The sequence below is a fragment of the Nonomuraea composti genome (genome assembly GCF_012034275.1).
Classification (GTDB): domain Bacteria; phylum Actinomycetota; class Actinomycetes; order Streptosporangiales; family Streptosporangiaceae; genus Nonomuraea; species Nonomuraea composti.
The window spans coordinates 1-15,484 of record NZ_JAATEP010000081.1 but is presented as its reverse complement, the minus strand read 5'-3'; the positions used below and the strand labels follow the sequence as shown (position 1 = coordinate 15,484).

At 70.2% G+C, this 15,484-nt stretch carries 13 protein-coding genes; 5 read left to right on the top strand and 8 right to left on the bottom strand.

The window, feature by feature from the left end; all coding sequences use genetic code 11:
* Nucleotide 1: 1 nt before the first annotated feature.
* Complete coding sequence (locus tag HCN51_RS53225) at nucleotides 2-1,432, bottom strand: MFS transporter (RefSeq protein ID WP_168021446.1); 1,431 nt, start codon at nucleotides 1,430-1,432, stop codon at nucleotides 2-4.
* A gap of 74 nt (nucleotides 1,433-1,506) precedes the next feature.
* Here HCN51_RS53225 and HCN51_RS53220 point away from each other — a divergent pair, with 74 nt between their 5' ends.
* Nucleotides 1,507-2,406 carry an SDR family oxidoreductase gene (locus HCN51_RS53220; protein WP_168021444.1) on the top strand — a complete coding sequence of 300 codons (900 nt, stop codon included), beginning with the start codon at nucleotides 1,507-1,509 and terminating at the stop codon, nucleotides 2,404-2,406.
* A 6-nt stretch (nucleotides 2,407-2,412) separates the two neighbouring features.
* On the top strand, nucleotides 2,413-3,231 hold the full coding sequence (locus tag HCN51_RS53215) for a MaoC/PaaZ C-terminal domain-containing protein (protein ID WP_168021434.1): 819 nt from the start codon (nucleotides 2,413-2,415) through the stop codon (nucleotides 3,229-3,231).
* Between the two features lie 287 nt (nucleotides 3,232-3,518).
* Here HCN51_RS53215 and HCN51_RS53210 read toward each other — a convergent pair whose 3' ends face one another.
* Nucleotides 3,519-4,130, bottom strand: coding sequence for a TetR/AcrR family transcriptional regulator (locus HCN51_RS53210; RefSeq protein ID WP_080046084.1), 612 nt, complete (start codon nucleotides 4,128-4,130; stop codon nucleotides 3,519-3,521).
* A 111-nt stretch (nucleotides 4,131-4,241) separates the two neighbouring features.
* Here HCN51_RS53210 and HCN51_RS53205 point away from each other — a divergent pair, with 111 nt between their 5' ends.
* Complete coding sequence (locus tag HCN51_RS53205; protein WP_168021432.1) at nucleotides 4,242-5,396, top strand: acyl-CoA dehydrogenase family protein; 1,155 nt, start codon at nucleotides 4,242-4,244, stop codon at nucleotides 5,394-5,396.
* Between the two features lie 5 nt (nucleotides 5,397-5,401).
* Nucleotides 5,402-7,483, top strand: coding sequence for an acetate--CoA ligase family protein (locus HCN51_RS53200; RefSeq protein ID WP_168021430.1), 2,082 nt, complete (start codon nucleotides 5,402-5,404; stop codon nucleotides 7,481-7,483).
* A gap of 89 nt (nucleotides 7,484-7,572) precedes the next feature.
* Here the strand turns inward: HCN51_RS53200 and HCN51_RS53195 are convergent, their stop codons facing one another.
* The 4 genes from HCN51_RS53195 to HCN51_RS53180 all read right to left on the bottom strand — a co-directional run bounded on the left by HCN51_RS53195 (nucleotide 7,573) and on the right by HCN51_RS53180 (nucleotide 10,038).
* Complete coding sequence (locus HCN51_RS53195; RefSeq protein WP_080046082.1) at nucleotides 7,573-7,824, bottom strand: SCO4226 family nickel-binding protein; 252 nt, start codon at nucleotides 7,822-7,824, stop codon at nucleotides 7,573-7,575.
* Between the two features lie 67 nt (nucleotides 7,825-7,891).
* Nucleotides 7,892-9,019: a thiolase C-terminal domain-containing protein gene (locus HCN51_RS53190; RefSeq protein WP_168021428.1), complete on the bottom strand. Its 1,128-nt coding sequence runs from the start codon at nucleotides 9,017-9,019 to the stop codon at nucleotides 7,892-7,894.
* Entirely contained in the window at nucleotides 9,016-9,423 is a 408-nt protein-coding gene (locus HCN51_RS53185) for a Zn-ribbon domain-containing OB-fold protein (protein WP_168021426.1), read from the bottom strand. The genes HCN51_RS53190 and HCN51_RS53185 overlap by 4 nt, the downstream gene beginning before the upstream one ends.
* Nucleotides 9,424-9,525: 102 nt before the next feature.
* Nucleotides 9,526-10,038, bottom strand: coding sequence for a VOC family protein (locus tag HCN51_RS53180; protein WP_168021424.1), 513 nt, complete (start codon nucleotides 10,036-10,038; stop codon nucleotides 9,526-9,528).
* 151 nt (nucleotides 10,039-10,189) lie between these two features.
* Here HCN51_RS53180 and HCN51_RS53175 point away from each other — a divergent pair, with 151 nt between their 5' ends.
* Nucleotides 10,190-11,500, top strand: coding sequence for an MFS transporter (locus tag HCN51_RS53175; RefSeq protein WP_168021422.1), 1,311 nt, complete (start codon nucleotides 10,190-10,192; stop codon nucleotides 11,498-11,500).
* Between the two features lie 241 nt (nucleotides 11,501-11,741).
* Here the strand turns inward: HCN51_RS53175 and ettA are convergent, their stop codons facing one another.
* Nucleotides 11,742-13,406: an energy-dependent translational throttle protein EttA gene (gene ettA, locus HCN51_RS53170; RefSeq protein WP_080046077.1), complete on the bottom strand. Its 1,665-nt coding sequence runs from the start codon at nucleotides 13,404-13,406 to the stop codon at nucleotides 11,742-11,744.
* A 488-nt stretch (nucleotides 13,407-13,894) separates the two neighbouring features.
* A complete protein-coding gene (locus tag HCN51_RS53165) occupies nucleotides 13,895-15,052 on the bottom strand; it encodes a GGDEF domain-containing protein (protein WP_240974178.1) in 1,158 nt (385 codons plus the stop codon).
* Nucleotides 15,053-15,484: the final 432 nt, after the last annotated feature.

Below are 15,484 nucleotides of genomic sequence, written 5' to 3'. Positions count from 1 at the left end.
GTCAGGAGACCTTGCGGCGGGCCAGGCAGGACAGCACGGTCAGCACCGAGATGGCGGCCATGGCGGAGAAGGCCCAGCGGTAGCCGGTGACGAGCTGCTCCACGGCGCCGCCGGAGAGCTGGGCGAGCGTGCCGGCGAACACGCTCTGGTGCAGCTCGGCCGGGAGCGGCGCGGTGATGATGGACAGGACGAGGCCCGTGCCGACGACGTTGCCGGTGTTCTGCAGCATGAGGCGCATGGCGTTGACGATGCCGAGCCGGTTGGAGGGCAGGCCGTCCAGGATGGCGGTGGTGTTGGACGGCAGGAACGCGCCCGAGCCGAGCCCGATGAGCACGAGCCCGGCGGCGACGGCGGGGTAGGGCATGTCCGCCGACATCACCGACAGCATGACGACCAGCCCGCACGTGGTGGTCGCCGCGCCGGCCACGGCCAGCGTGCGCGCGCTCATCAGGCGTTGCAGGAAGCCCGAGCTCACCGAGCCGATCATGGCGGCGACGGCCAGCGGCAGCACCTTGAGCCCCGCCTGGACGGGCTCGTCCCCGCGCACGGCCTGGAAGTAGAGCGCGACGAGGAAGACCATCCCCATGCGGGCGACGGCGTTGAGGAACGAGGCCAGCGTCCCGAACTCGAAGGCCCGCTCCCTGAACAGGCTCAGGTCCACCACCGGATGCGCCGCCCGCGACTCCCTGAGCAGGAACAACGGCAGCCCCGCCACGAACGCGGCGAGCCCGCCCAGCACCACCGGATGGTCCCAGCCGAGCCGGGTGAACTCCGACAGCGCCAGCAGCAGCCCGCCCAGGGTGGTCAGCACCAGGACGTTCCCGGGCCCGTCGAGCCCGCCCCGCCGCTCGTTCCTGGGCGGCCTGGGGAGCACGAGCAGCCCCAGGAGCAGGCAGGCCAGGCCGACCGGGACGTTGAACCAGAACACCCACCGCCAGCCCAGGCTTTCGGCCAGCACGCCGCCCAGGGTCGGCCCGATCAGCCCGGCGATCGAGAACGAGGCGACGTAGACGCCCATCCCCTCCCCCAGCCGCTCGCGCGGGAAGGCGTCGCTGATCAGGGCGGCACTGTTGGTGAGCAGCATCGCGCCGCCCATGGCCTGCAGCACCCGCATGAGGACGATCACCCACGCGTTCGGCGCCAGGCCCGCGAGCAGGGCTGCCAGCGTGTACGTGGCCAGCCCTAACAGGTACATCCTGCGCCTGCCGAACAGGTCTGCCAGCCGGCCGAACACCACCATGAGGACGGTCGTGGTCAACTGGTAGCCCAGGAGGATCCAGCTCGCCGCCGTGGCGCCGGCCCCGGTGTGCCGCGCGATCTCGGGCAGCGCGACGTTGATGGCGCTGCCGCTGAGACCGGTCAGCACGCTCGCCAGGCTCACGACCGACAGCGTTCGCCAGGCGTCGCGGATGGGGGTGGTCGTCGCCAGCAAAGGCCCTGTCCTTTCTAGATTTTAATACTAGAATCCAATTCAAATCGTCAGCCGGTCAAGGATCGAGGTGTCGGATGAGCGGGATCGTCGAAGGCCGCGTGGTGATCGTCACGGGTGCGGCCAGGGGCATCGGACGGGGACACGCGCTGGAGTTCGCCAGGCAAGGAGCCAAGGTGGTGGTCAACGACCTGGGCGCGGAGGTCGACGGCACCGGCTCGTCCGGAGCGGCCGCCGAGGTGGTGGCGGAGATCGAGGCCATGGGCGGCCAGGCCATCGTCAACGGCGAGGACGTCTCCGACTTCGACGGGGCCGAACGCCTCATCAGGGCCGCCATCGACCACTTCGGCCGCCTCGACGTGCTGGTCAACAACGCCGGCATCCTGCGCGACCGGATGCTCGTCAACATGACCGCCGACGAGTGGGACGCCGTCATCAGGGTGCACCTGCGCGGCACCTTCGCCCCGCTGCGCCATGCCGCGGCCTACTGGCGCGCCCAGGCCAAGGCAGGCGAACGGGTGGACGCCCGGATCATCAACACCACCTCGTCCTCCGGCATCTACGGTAACCCCGGCCAGGGCAACTACGGCGCCGCCAAGGCCGGCATCGCCGGCCTGACGATCATCGCCGCCAAGGAGCTGGAGCGGTACGGCATCACCGTCAACGCCATCGCCCCCGCCGCACTCACCCGCATGACCGAGAACCTCATCCCCGCCGGCGCCACCGGCGCCGACCCCGACGACATCGCACCCCTGGTCGTCTGGCTCGCCAGCGCCGAAGCCCGCTCCATCACCGGACGCGTCTTCAACGTGCGCGGGGGCAAGATCAGCGTCGCCGAAGGCTGGCACGCCGGCCCCGAAGCCGACAAGGGCAGCCGATGGGACCCCGCCGAGCTCGGCGCCGTCATCCCCGCCCTCGTCGAGAAGGCCGCACCCAACGCCCTCACCAACGGCCGCATCCCCGGACGGGAGGACTGACCCGCCATGGCACTCGACCACTCACTCATCGGGGTCGACGGGCCCGCGCACGAGCGCACCTGGACCGCCAAGGACACCATGCTGTACGCGCTCGGCGTCGGAGCGGGCACGTCCGAGCTGCAGTTCACCACCGAGAAGGACCAGCGCGTCCTGCCCACCTTCGCCGTCCTCGCCGCCCAGGCACCCGGCCGGCGCATCGGCGACTTCGACCCCGCCATGCTCGTCCACGCCGAACAGGGCTTCGAGCTGCACCGCGAACTGCCCGCCGCCGGTGGCGTCCGCACCACCTCACGGGTGACCGGCATCTACGACAAGGGCTCCGGTGCCCTCGTCACCTCGGAGTCGCGGGCCGTGGACCTGGACACCGGCGAGCTCGTCATCTCCTCGCGCAGCTCGGTCTTCATCCGGGGCGAAGGCGGCTTCGGCGGCGACCGCGGCCCCCGCGACACCTGGTCCCCACCCGACCGGGCCCCCGACCACAAGGTCACCTACTCGACGCTGCCCCAGCAGGCCCTCATCTACCGGCTGTCCGGCGACTACAACCCCCTGCACAGCGACCCGTCCTTCGCCGCCCGCGCCGGCTTCGACCGGCCCATCCTGCACGGGCTGTGCACGTACGGGGTGACGGGGCGGGCCCTGCTGCACGCCATGGCCGGGTCGGATCCCGCACGGCTCAAGGCCATGTCGGGACGGTTCTCCAGCCCCGTGTTTCCCGGGGAGTCGCTGACCGTTTCGATCTGGGTGGACGGGGAGGACGTCCTGTTCAGGACGGCCAAGGATGACGGGACGGTGGTGATCGACCGAGGCCGGGCCACCATCACCTGACCCTCCCCCTCCGGCAGGCACCCCCACCATCCCACCACCCGCGCCCCGCCTGCCCGCGCCCCGCACGCTCGCGCCCCGCCGTCCGCATTGCGCCGGACACCACCGCACCACGCCCCGCTGGCCCGGCGCCTGCGGGGCGAGGCGCGGTGCCGCGGGGCGCGGTGCCGGGGGTGGACGTGAGCGTTGCATCGCCTGGGTGGTGGGCAGGGCCGTCGCAGCGTCCGGGCGGCGTGCTTCCCCACCCAAGGCACGCGCCCGGCGCACGCCGCGCCAGCCGGGGCCGATGGTCAGGGTTGGTCGAGGGATTTGAGGGGGTCGAGGCGGTGGATCAGGGTGACGGCGGCTTCGATGACCTCCCGGGCCTCCTCCTCGCTGTCCGACGTGGCCACCTCTCGCGCAGCCTCCCCGATGATGCTGGTCAGGACCGCGACGGTGAAGCGGTCGAGCGGGTCTCCCCCGGCGCCGAGCAGGACGGCGTTCTGGCGGACCCATTCGCGTCCGCGCGTGCGGCGGATGAGCTCGAAGCCTGGGGGGCCGTCACCGTCGATGAAGAGGCGGACGAGGTCGCGGCGTTCCCACGCGCCGGCGAGGTAGGCGCGGGCGCCCGCGATGAGCAGCTCCACGGGGTCGGAGACGCCTGCTTTTCTGGCTTTGGCCACGCTGGAGGCGGAGGCCTGCTCGTGGGCGGCCTGGTGGTCCTCGTAGAGGGCGAGGAAGAGCTCGGTCTTGCCGCCGAAGTGGTGGTAGAGGCTGCCGACGCTGGAGCCGGCGCGGGCGACGACCTCGGAGACGCTGGCCTCGGCGAAGCCGTGCTCGCTGAAGACCTCGCGAGCCGCCTGGAGCATGCTTTTGCGGGTTTGTGCCGTTCGGCTCCACTCCCACGAGGACTTGCGTGCCATGCCAGCCATCCTAGCCGCCGAAATTCTAGAATCAGATTCTTGACACAGGGTCGTAGCGGTTAGAGTGTCTTCCTAGAGAGTGATTCTAGAAATAGCACTAGGGAGGCGGCTGTGGACTTCTCGCTCACCCCGGAGGAACGCCAGATCCGCGACACCGTCCGCGCCTTCATCGAGAAGGAGGTCATGCCGCTGGAGCCCGAGGTCCTGCGCAACGAGCGCGAGGGCCGCCCGGGGCTCGACCCCGACGTCCTGCGCGATCTGCGCGCCAAGGCCAGGAAGTCCGGCTTCTGGGGGATCAACACCCCCGAGGAGTACGGCGGCGCCGCCCTCGGCCCCATCATGTCCGCGATCATTGCCATGGAGCTCGGCCGGACGTTCGTGCCGTTCTCGTTCGGTGGCACCGCCGACAACATCCTGTACGCCGGCACCGAGGAGCAGAAGCAGCGCTACCTGATCCCCACCATCGAGGGCGAGCGGCGTTCCTGCTTCGCGATCACCGAGCCGGGCGCCGGCTCCGACGCCCGCAACATCCGTACCAAAGCGGTGCGCGACGGCTCGGAGTGGGTGATCAGCGGTGAGAAGACGTTCATCACGGGCGGGAACGAGGCGGACTTCGTCATGGTGTTCGCGGTGGCCGAGGAGCACGGCGTGACCTGCTTCCTGGTGGACCGTGACATGGGCTGGAAGTCCGAGCCGATCCCGACGATGGGCCAGTGGGGGCCAGCCTCGCTCGTGTTCGAGGACGTGCGGGTGCCGGAGGAGAACATCCTGGGCGAGCTCGGCAAGGGTTTCGAGCTGGCCATGCAGTGGATCGGCCAGGGCCGCTACATGATCCCGGCGCGGGCCATCGGCTCGGCCGAGCGCATGCTGCAGATGGCCATCGACTACGCCAAGATCCGCAAGTCCATGGGGCAGACGATCTCCAACTACCAGGCCATCCAGTGGATGATCGCCGACTCGCAGGTGGAGATCGAGGCGGCGAAGTGGCTGACGTTGTACGCGGCCTGGCGGGTGGGCGAGGGCATGGACGCCCGGCACGCCTCCTCCATCGCCAAGCTGAACGGCGCCGTCATGGCCAACCAGGTCGTGGACCGGGTGCTGCAGATCCACGGGGGTATGGGGTACACGAAGGAGCTGCCGATCGAGCGGTGGTACCGCGAGCTGCGGCTGCTGCGCATCTTCGAGGGCACCGACGAGATCCAGCGCCGGACGATCGCCCGCAATCTCATCAAGGGTCACGCCAAGCTCGGCCTCATCGGGGAATGACGTACATGTCGGTAGGGGAACTGTTCAATCCGCGTTCGATCGCCCTGGTCGGGGCCACGGACAAGTCGGGGTGGTCGATCAGCACGCTGGCCAACCTGCGTGCCCACGGGTTCCCCGGGCCCGTCCACCTGGTCAATCCGCGGGGTGGCGTGGTGCACGGCCAGGCCGCGTACCGGAGCCTGACGGAGATCCCCGAGCGGGTGGACCTCGCGTACGTGATGGTGCCGACCGCGGCGGTGCTGGGCGTGCTGCGGGAGGGCGCCAAGCTGGGGATCCGGTGCTACGTGATCCTCACGGCCGGGTTCGGGGAGTCCGGGGAGGAGGGGGCGCGGCTGGAGGCGGAGATCACGGCCTTCGCCGCCGAGCACGGGCTGACGATCCTCGGGCCGAACGGCAACGGCTACATCAACGCCGCCGCCGGCGTGACCCCGTACGGGCTGCCCATCCAGCCGCCGCTGCTGCGCGGCGCGGTCGGCGTGGTGTTGCAGAGCGGCGCGCTGGCCAGCTCCGTGCTGGGGTTCGCGCAGGCCAGGAACGTGGGGATCAGCCTGCTGACCTCCATGGGCAACGAGACGGTCATGACGGTCACCGACGTGATCGAGTATCTGGTGGACGATCCGGCCACCAAGGTCATCGCGTTGTTCCTGGAGACGATCAGGAACCCGGCCGAGTTCTCCCGGGTGGCGCGGCGGGCGCTGGAGGCGGGCAAACCGATCGTGGCGCTCAAGATCGGGCGCAGCAAGCTGGCCTCGCACACGGCGCAGGCGCACACGGGCGCGCTGGTGGGCGATGACGACGTCATCGACGCGGCGCTGCGGCAGCTCGGCGTGATCAGGGTGCGCTCGTTGGAGGACCTGATCATCACGGCGGGGCTGCTGGCGTCCACCGGGCCGCTGCCGGGGCGGCGGGTCGGGGTGGTCACCCCGTCCGGCGGCGCCTCGGAGATCATCGCCGACCGGGCCGAGGACGAGGGGCTGGAGCTGCCGCCGTTCGCGCCGGAGACGGTGGCGAAGCTGGCGGAGATCGTCCCGTCGTTCGGCACCGTACAGAACCCGCTCGACGTCACCGGGTACGTGCTCATCGACCGCACCCTGCTCGGCCGGGCGCTGGAGGCGGTGACCTCCGACCCGGGGATCGACCTGATCATGCTGCTGTCGGAGCCGCCCAAGGTGGCGCCGCCGGATCCGGCTCCCGTGCTGGCCATGTACGCGGCCAGCGCGCAGCGGATCGCGGCCTCGCCGGTGCCGGTCGTGGTGGTCAGCAACGTGCTGACCGACGTGACCGAGTTCGGGCGGCGAGTGCAGGAGGAGACCGGGTTCCCGTACGTCGCGGGCGGGATCGAGCACGGGCTGCAGGCCATCGCGGCGGCCGTGCGCTGGTCGGAGCAGCGCGAGCGGGTGCTGGCCCGGCCCGCTCCGCTCCCCCGCGCCGGCGCGGCCCCCGAGGGGGCGAGCGGGGTGTGGGCCGAGCACCGGGCCGCCGCCCTCCTGGCCTCCGCCGGGCTGCCGGTGGTGCCGTCGGAGCTGGCGGGCGACGAGGAGGCGGCGGTGGCCGCGGCCGAGCGGTTCGGCTATCCCGTCGTGCTCAAGGCCGCCGCCGAGGGGCTCGGGCACAAGAGCGACGTCGGCGGGGTCCGGCTCGGGCTCGGCGGCGCCGAGGAGGTGCGGCGGGCCTACCGGGAGATCGTCGCGGCGGTGCCGTCGCTGGCCGGCGTGCTCGTGCAGCCGCAGCGCACCGGCGGGATCGAGCTGCTGGTCGGCGTCGTACGCGACGCGGCCTGGGGCCTCACGCTGGCCGTGGGGCTGGGCGGCGTCTGGGTGGAGGTGCTGCGCGACACGGCGCTGCGGGTGCTGCCGGTGGACGCCGCCGAGGTCCGCCGGGCGCTCGGGGAGCTGCGTGGCGCCGCGCTGCTGAACGGGGTCAGGGGCGGCGAGCCCGCCGACCTCGACGCGGTGGCGGACGTGGTGGCGCGGGTCGCCGCGTTCGCCGAGTCGCTGGGCGACGGCCTGGAGTCCCTGGAGATCAACCCGCTGCTGGTCAGCGGCTCGCGGGTCGAGGCTCTCGACGCGCTCATCACCTGGCGCTAGACAACCTCGGGAACGGGCGGCCTCAGCGAAGGGGCGGCCTCAGGAAAGGGCGGCCTCAGCGAAGAGGCCGCCCTTTCCTCGTGCGGGTGTTACTCCACCTCGACCGGCAGCTCGTAGATCTCCGTCGTCGGGTGCCCGGCCTTCTCGTGCACCCGCAGCACCGCCTCCTTCGACGGCCCCGACGACAGGCAGAACACCTTCCCGGACTCCGGGTCGAGCCAGGCCCGCTCGAAGTGCACCCCTTCCGCCTCCTCGATGGCGAGGTCACGCTCGTGCGCGGCGCGCAGCTGCTCCTCGGTGACGCCGACGAAACCACTGTGCACGTCCATGAACTTCGGCATGGCCCATCCCTCCTCGTGGGTCAGTTGTCCCTTTCCGGAGGAAGGCGTTCCATCCCGTGCCATCGCCTCAGGGCAGGCGGTTGGCCAGCACCAGGGTGGCCGCCGAGGCGAACATGCCGCCGTTCCCCAGCACCACGCTGACCTCCACGTCCGGCACCTGCGCCGCCGCCTCGCCGCGCAGCTGGCGCACCGACTCCTGGATGGCGAACATGCCGTACATGCCGGTGTGCGTGTACGACAGGCCGCCGCCGTTGGTGTTGAGCGGCAGCCGGCCGCCGGGCGAGGTGTGCCCCTCGGCGATGAACGCGCCGGCCTCGCCCCTGCCGACGAAGCCCAGGTCCTCCAGGCCGTAGATGGGCACGTGGGCGAAGGCGTCGTAGATCATGAGGTGGTCGACGTCCTCGTGCGTGATCTTGGCTTCGGCGAACGCGGCCTCGCCCGACAGGCGGAAGCCCTTGGAGGTGGTGAAGTCCTCCATCTGCGAGACGATCGGGGACTCCGCGGCCTCGCCGGAGCCCAGCAGGTAGACCGGGGAGCGGCGGGCGCGTTCCTCGGTGGTGACGATCAGCGCGCCGCCGCCGTCCGTCACCAGGCAGCACTCCAGCAGGTGGAACGGGTAGGCGACCAGGCGCGAGGCGAGCACGTCCTCGACCGTGATGAGGTCCTGGTACATGGCGCGCGGGTTGAGGTGCGCCCACCGCCGCTGCGCCACCGCGACCTCGGCGAGCTGCTCGTGCGTGAGCCCGGTCTCCTTCATGTAGCGCAGCGCCGTGATCGTGAACGACGTGGGCGGCCCGACCACCCCGTACGGCAGCTCGAACTGCCCCAGCAGCGAGTCGGCCCCCAGCCCGAACCGCCCGGCCCCGACCCGCGACCGCCCCGACTCCCCGTGGGTGATCAGCACGGTGCTGCAGAGCCCCGCCCTGATCGCGGCGGCGGCGTGGCGCACGTGGAAGAGGAACGACGAGCCGCCCACCCCCGTGCCGTCGAGCCAGGCGGGGGTGATGCCGAGGGCGTGGGCGATCTGGATCGGGCCGGGCGTGCCGACCGTGGCGATGCCGTCGATGTCGTGGATGGTCATGCCGGCGTCGGCGAGGGCGTTCCCGGCGGCCTCCAGGTGCAGCTGCACGGTGGAGTGGCCGGGGAGGCGGCCCACCTCGTCCGTCTCGGCGGCGCCCGCGATCACGATGGTCATGCGGCGCCTCCGACCGGCTCGAAGAGCGGCACGCTGACGTCCCCGCGCCGCTCGAACACCACGTGCAGCTCCATGTCCAGCTCCAGGTGCTCCGGGGTGTTCGGCACGCCGACGATGTTCGTCATCATGCGCACGCCTTCCTCCAGCTCGACGACGGCGATGGCGTACGGGGCGTCGTCCTCGAAGCCGGGCGCCGGGCGGTGGTTGATCACGTAGGAGTACAGGGTCGCGCGACCGCTGGCGCGTACCCATTCGACCTGGTCGCCGCCGCACCGGGGGCAGCGCGGCCGCGGGTAGAAGTAGTGCCGCGCGCAGGGCTCGCAGCGCTGGATCCTGAGCTCGCCCGCCGCGGTGCCGTCCCAGAACGGCTGGGTCTCGGGCGTGGGCTTAGGTGCCGGCTTCATCGGCCTCCCCAATCCTAGTTCTAGAATCCCACTCTAGATCTAGATTCTGCTACGGCTCAAGAGCCCGCCCCGGGAGGCTGCCGCTCTCAGGGAGGCCGGGGGTCACGGGCTCGGGACGCCGTTGCCGTTCCTGCCGCGTCCGGCCAGCACCTCCTCCAGGGACGGGCGCGGCTCGGCCGGATCGCGCGGGCCCGGCTGGGCGAGCTGGATCAGCACGCCGTGCGCCTCCTTCGGGTGCAGGAACACCTCCTGCCAGCGAACGTCCGAGCGGTTGAGCCCGTGCAGGCGGTACCCGCGCGCGGTCAGCCGGGCCACGGCCGCGTCGAGGTCGTTGACGTGGAAGTTCAGGTGGTGGACGCCACCCCGCCCCCTGGTGAGCTCGAAGAAGCTGTCGAAGAACGTGGATCCGGCCAGCGGCTCCATGAGCTCCACCTTGTTGCCGTTGGCGTAGGTGAGCTGCAGGGTGCGGTATCCGGCGACCCGGTTGTCGCCGCCGCCGCCCAGGTGCCGGCCGCCGAGCAGGTCGCGGTAGAGGGGCAGCAGGTCCGCGATGCGCGGCGCGGCCACGGCCGTGTGGTCGAAGTGCACTTCCAGCCCGTCCAGTTCCAGGTCCACGCGGGGCTCCTCACACATTCGGAATCCTAGAATTTCATTCTAGCCACTCACTCTTGACGGGCACTCGCTGTGAGGAGCAGCATCGCAGAAAGGAATTCTAGAGCTAGCTTCTAGAACGTACGGGGGTCCAGCCCGACCAGAAAGGCTAGCCATGAGGCTGTCCTACGCCCGCGAGCTCGACGAGTACCCGACCGGCGCCCGCCGCATGAAGATCCTCACGATGGCCGTGCTGGCCATCCTCATCGGCTCCTACGAAGGGCAGATCGCGCCCGTCGTCCCCCTGCTGCTCAAAGACCTCGACATGACGCTGACCACGTACGGCGCCGTGTCCGGCGCGGCGGCCGTGGCCGGGGCGATCGCCTCCATCCTGGGCGGCCGGCTCACCGACCGGCTCGGCCGGGTCCGGCTGCTCATCCCCCTCATGGCGCTGACCGCCGTCTGCTGCTTCGCCATGACACTCGTGCACAGCCCGCGCGACCTGCTGATCGCCCGGATCGTGCTCGCGTTCGTCGACGGCGTGGCCATGGCCAGCACCGCGCCGCTCATCCGCGACTTCTCCCCGCGCCTCGGCCGCGCCCAGGCATTCGGCTTCTGGACGTGGGGCCCCGTCGGCGCCAACTTCCTCGCCGCCGCCGTCGCCGGCTGGACCCTGCCCATCTTCAACGACTCGTGGCGCTCCCAGTTCGTCATCATGGGCTGCTTCTCGCTGGTCATCTCGGTCGTCATCGCCTTCAACATCGCCGACCTGTCACCCGAGCTGCGCGCCAGGATCCAGCACACCGAGCGCGCCGCCACCGACGTCGTCGACCTGACCCAGCCCGCCCGCGTCCGCTCCCTGTTCATGCGGCGCAACATCTGGGCACACGTCGTCGGCATCTCCCTGTGGCTCGTGCTCTACATCACGCTGTCGCTGTTCGGCCAGACGATGCTGGTCGGCGCGCTCGGCATCAGCAGCGCCGAAGCCTCCACCATCATGGCCGCCTTCTGGAGCCTCAACCTGATCACGCTCATCGTGACCGGACGGGTGTCCGACCGTACGCAGCTGCGCAAGCCGTTCTGCCTCGGCGGCACCATCTCGGCCGTGATCGTCACCGCGTACCTGGCCGTCTCGCTCGGCCAGGAAGGCGTCTCCACCGGCACCCTCATGGTGGTCGGCGCGCTGCTCGGCGGCTCACTCGGCGTGGCCTACGCACCCTGGATGGCCAACTACTCCGAGGACGCCGAGGACGCCGACCCCCGGCTGCAGGGGACGGCCTGGGGGCTGTTCGGGTTCCTCAGCAAGGGCATCGCCGTGGTCGGGCTGCTGGTCATCCCGCACGTGGTGGAGGCCACGAACTGGCAGACGTGGCTGTTCGTGGCGCTGGGCTGCCTGGTGCTGTTCGTTCCCGCCATCGTGATGTTCAACGGGCCGTGGCGGCGCCGCCCCGTCCCGGCGCCGGCGGCGGTGAGCGTGGAGAGCTGATCGGCGGCGGCGAGGGGCTGACGGGGCCGGTGATCGGGAAGCCGGCCCCGACCGGACGTCAGCGCCGAGCGCCTCTCGCCACTCCTGCGTGCGATTCCTGGCCACCTATGGAGCCTTCATGCACGAAACCCATGGACCAGGCCCGTGAGGGCGTGATCCATGGGTTGTCGCTCGAACCCATCCGACCAGTCGCGGCGCGGCTTCCTCAGCCGATCAGTCGCGATGCAGCTTCCTCAGCCGATCAGTCGCGGTGCAGCTTCCGGTACGTCACCCGGTGCGGACGCGCCGCGTCGGCACCGAGCCGCTCGATCTTGTTCTTCTCGTAGTCGGCGAAGTTGCCCTCGAACCAGAACCAGTTGGACCCTTCCTCCCAGGCCAGGATGTGGGTCGCGATGCGGTCGAGGAACCACCGGTCGTGCGAGGTGATCACGGCGCAGCCCGGGAAGTCGAGCAGCGCGTTCTCCAGCGACGACAGCGTCTCGGTGTCGAGGTCGTTGGTGGGCTCGTCCAGCAGCAGGACGTTGCCGCCCTGCTTGAGCGTGAGCGCCAGGTTGAGCCGGTTGCGCTCGCCGCCCGACAGCACGCCGGCCTTCTTCTGCTGGTCGGGGCCCTTGAAGCCGAACGCCGCGATGTACGCCCGCGACGGCATCTCGACGTTGCCGACCTTGATGTGGTCGAGCCCGTCGGAGACGACCTCCCAGACGTTCTTGCTCGGGTCGATGCCGCCCCGGCTCTGGTCGGCGTAGGAGATCTTCACGGTGTCACCGATCGTGATCGACCCCGTGTCGGGCGTCTCCCCACCGGTGATCATGCGGAACAGCGTGGTCTTACCGACACCGTTCGGGCCGATGACGCCGACGATGCCGTTACGCGGCAGGTCGAACGTCAGGTTCTCCATGAGCAGGCGCTCGCCGAAGCCCTTGGTGAGCTGCTCGGCCTTGATCACCGTGGTGCCCAGGCGCGGGCCCGGCGGGATCTGGATCTCCTCGAAGTCCAGCTTGCGGTACTTGTCGGCCTCGGCGGCCATCTCCTCGTACCGCTGGAGACGGGCCTTGCTCTTCGTCTGGCGGGCCTTCGGGTTCGACCGGACCCACTCCAGCTCCTCCTCCAGGCGCTTCTTGCGCTTGGCGTCCTTCTGGCCCTCGACCTTGAGCCGCTGCGCCTTCATGTCGAGGTACGTGGAGTAGTTGCCCTCGTACGGGTAGCACCGGCCCCGGTCAAGCTCGAGGATCCAGGTGGCGACGTTGTCGAGGAAGTAGCGGTCGTGGGTGACGGCCAGCACCGTGCCCGCGTACTTCTCCAGGTGCGACTCCAGCCACTGCACGCTCTCGGCGTCGAGGTGGTTGGTGGGCTCGTCGAGCAGCAGCAGGTCGGGCGCCTCCAGCAGCAGCTTGCACAGCGCGACCCGGCGACGCTCACCACCCGACAGCTTCGACACCTCGGCGTCGGGCGGCGGGCAGCGCAGCGCGTCCATGGCCTGCTCGAGCTGGCTGTCGAGATCCCACGCGTTGCGGTGCTCAAGCTGGTCCTGCAGCTTGCCCATCTCCTCCAGCAACTCGTCGCTGTAGTCGGTGGCCATCTGCTCGGCGATGTCGTTGTAGCGCTGGAGCATCGCCATCGTCTCGGCGACACCCTCCTGCACGTTGCCGAGGACCGTCTTCTCCTCGTTGAGCGGCGGCTCCTGCTGAAGCATGCCCACCGTGAAGCCCGGCATCAGCCTCGCCTCACCGTTGGACGGCTGCTCCAGGCCGGCCATCATCCGGAGCAGCGTCGACTTTCCGGTGCCGTTCGGCCCCAGGACACCGATCTTGGCTCCGGGCAGGAACGACAACGTGACGTCGTCAAGCACAACCTTGTCGCCGTGCGCCTTGCGCACGCGCTGCAGCGTGTAGATGTACTCCGGCATGCTCTCTAGCTTAGGGGCTCCCGGCCCAGGCTTCCGCCGCTCCTCCCCACCGCCACCCTTCCGCCCCGGCTACGCCTCCGTTGGCCCCTTGGAAGTACGGCCCCCGCTCCCTCCTCACACCCGAACCAGAGCCCCCAGGCCCGCCTTCCCAGAACGGCGAAGGAACGCACGGGGACCACGTCCCTTGAGCGAGAGCCGACGCCGCACCCGCGAAGACGCGAGCAACCCCACCATGCTCACCCCGAAGCGAGAGCCACACAACGCCACAAACCGGAGCGAGAGCGCGCGCCAGCAACCGCACGCCGACGCAAGCACCCAAGCCGAAACTAGAGCCGACGCGGCACATGCCCGCCGGAGCGAGAGCGCGCGCAGCAGCCCCAAGCCAACGCAAGAACCTGCGCCGCAGAACCGGGAACCGGGAACCGGGAACCGGAAGCCAGGAGAAGGGAGTAAGGACAGGAGTGAGCCAAAGGAGGCGGAGGCGGGGGTTACGGGGTGGACGGGTCGTTGGGGAGGGAGCGGGGCGGGGGTTGGACGGCGGGGATGCAGACGCGGTCCCGGCCCAGCTCCTTGGCGCGGTAGAGCGCCAGGTCGGCCGCCGTCAGCAGGTCGATCAGGTCGTCGCCGTGGACGCTCATCAGCGCCACCCCCGCCGAGATCGTGACCCGGACCAGGGTGTCGTCCACGGGGATGGCCATGTGCCCGATGCGGACGCGCAGGCGTTCGGCGACCTGGCGGGCCTCGTCGATGTCGGCCCCGGGCAGCAGGACGACGAACTCCTCGCCGCCGAACCGGCCCACCACGTCGTAGTCGCGGAGCTGGCTGCGCAGCATGGAGGCCACCCCGACCAGGACCTGGTCGCCGACGAGGTGGCCGTGGGCGTCGTTGACGCGTTTGAAGTGGTCGATGTCGATGATCAGGAGCGCCAGGGTGTCGCCCGTGCGGCGGGCCCGGACGATCTCGGTGTCGGCCTCGCGCTGCCACGCCGCCGCGTTGAGCAGCCCGGTCTTGGCGTCGGTACGGGCGGCGGCCTGGAGCTGCGCGTGCAGGAGGCTGCGTTGCAGCAGCACCACGGGCGGCAGCGCGAGGATCAGCAGGCCCAGGTTGAGGCCGCAGCTGATGGAGACGGTGACGCCCAGGCAGAGCTCGACGACGTCGAGCAGCACGCTCTCCCTGTCCCACAGCACCTCCCGCCAGGCGCTGTCAGGGTTGGCGGTGTGGGCGGCGATGGCGATGAGCGCGATGTTGAGCAGGGAGAACAACACGGCGGACGCCACCGCGAAGAGAATCAGCGACCCGCCGCCCTGCGACAGCGTCCACGGATCCGCCACCAGCCCGTGGAACACGAAGGACGCCGTGCACCCCGCCAGCCCGATGGCCGCCGAGCTGAACACCCGGCGATAGACCACCGTCGCCCGCACCCGCACCTGGAGCAGGATCTGCAGCACGATAGGGGCAAATAGGGCATAAACCGGCGGCAGGAGCAGCGCCACCGGCAACCACCAAGCCGACAACAGGTCACGCGACACGCCGGCGGGCATGCCCAGCCGCCTGCTCGCCTCGATGCACACCGCACCACAACCCATGAGAGCGGCGAACGTCAACGCCTCCCGCCACTCGAAGAGGGTGGACGCTGAGAACGTCATGATCGCAGCAAGATCAAGAGTGACGATCGCACACAGATAGACGACAAGCGGCCGACGTTGCCCTAGCAACGGCCAGCGGTCGGCCAGTGTTGACACACCGTCTCGAGACTTGATCGATGCGTGACTGGTCACCGCCATCTCGTCTCCCCTCTGACTAACGATGTGTAACACAATAATTGCGGAGTGTGCGTTGTGCGATGGGAACCGATACGTTGGCAGTGACCACACCTGCTCACTTTTACGAGCAGGCCGTGACAAGTAGTCATGCTGGAAAGGAGCAGCCATGGTGCGGGGCGTGACCTGGACCTGACAGATGCTCTCGACATCTGCCGCGGGCAACACACCATCGGCCGCCCCTCGGGGTGTCAGCAACGGGACCCGGCCGGTGCCCCCTCCCCCCTCCACTCCGGCCCTCCCCCTGCGCTCCTCCCC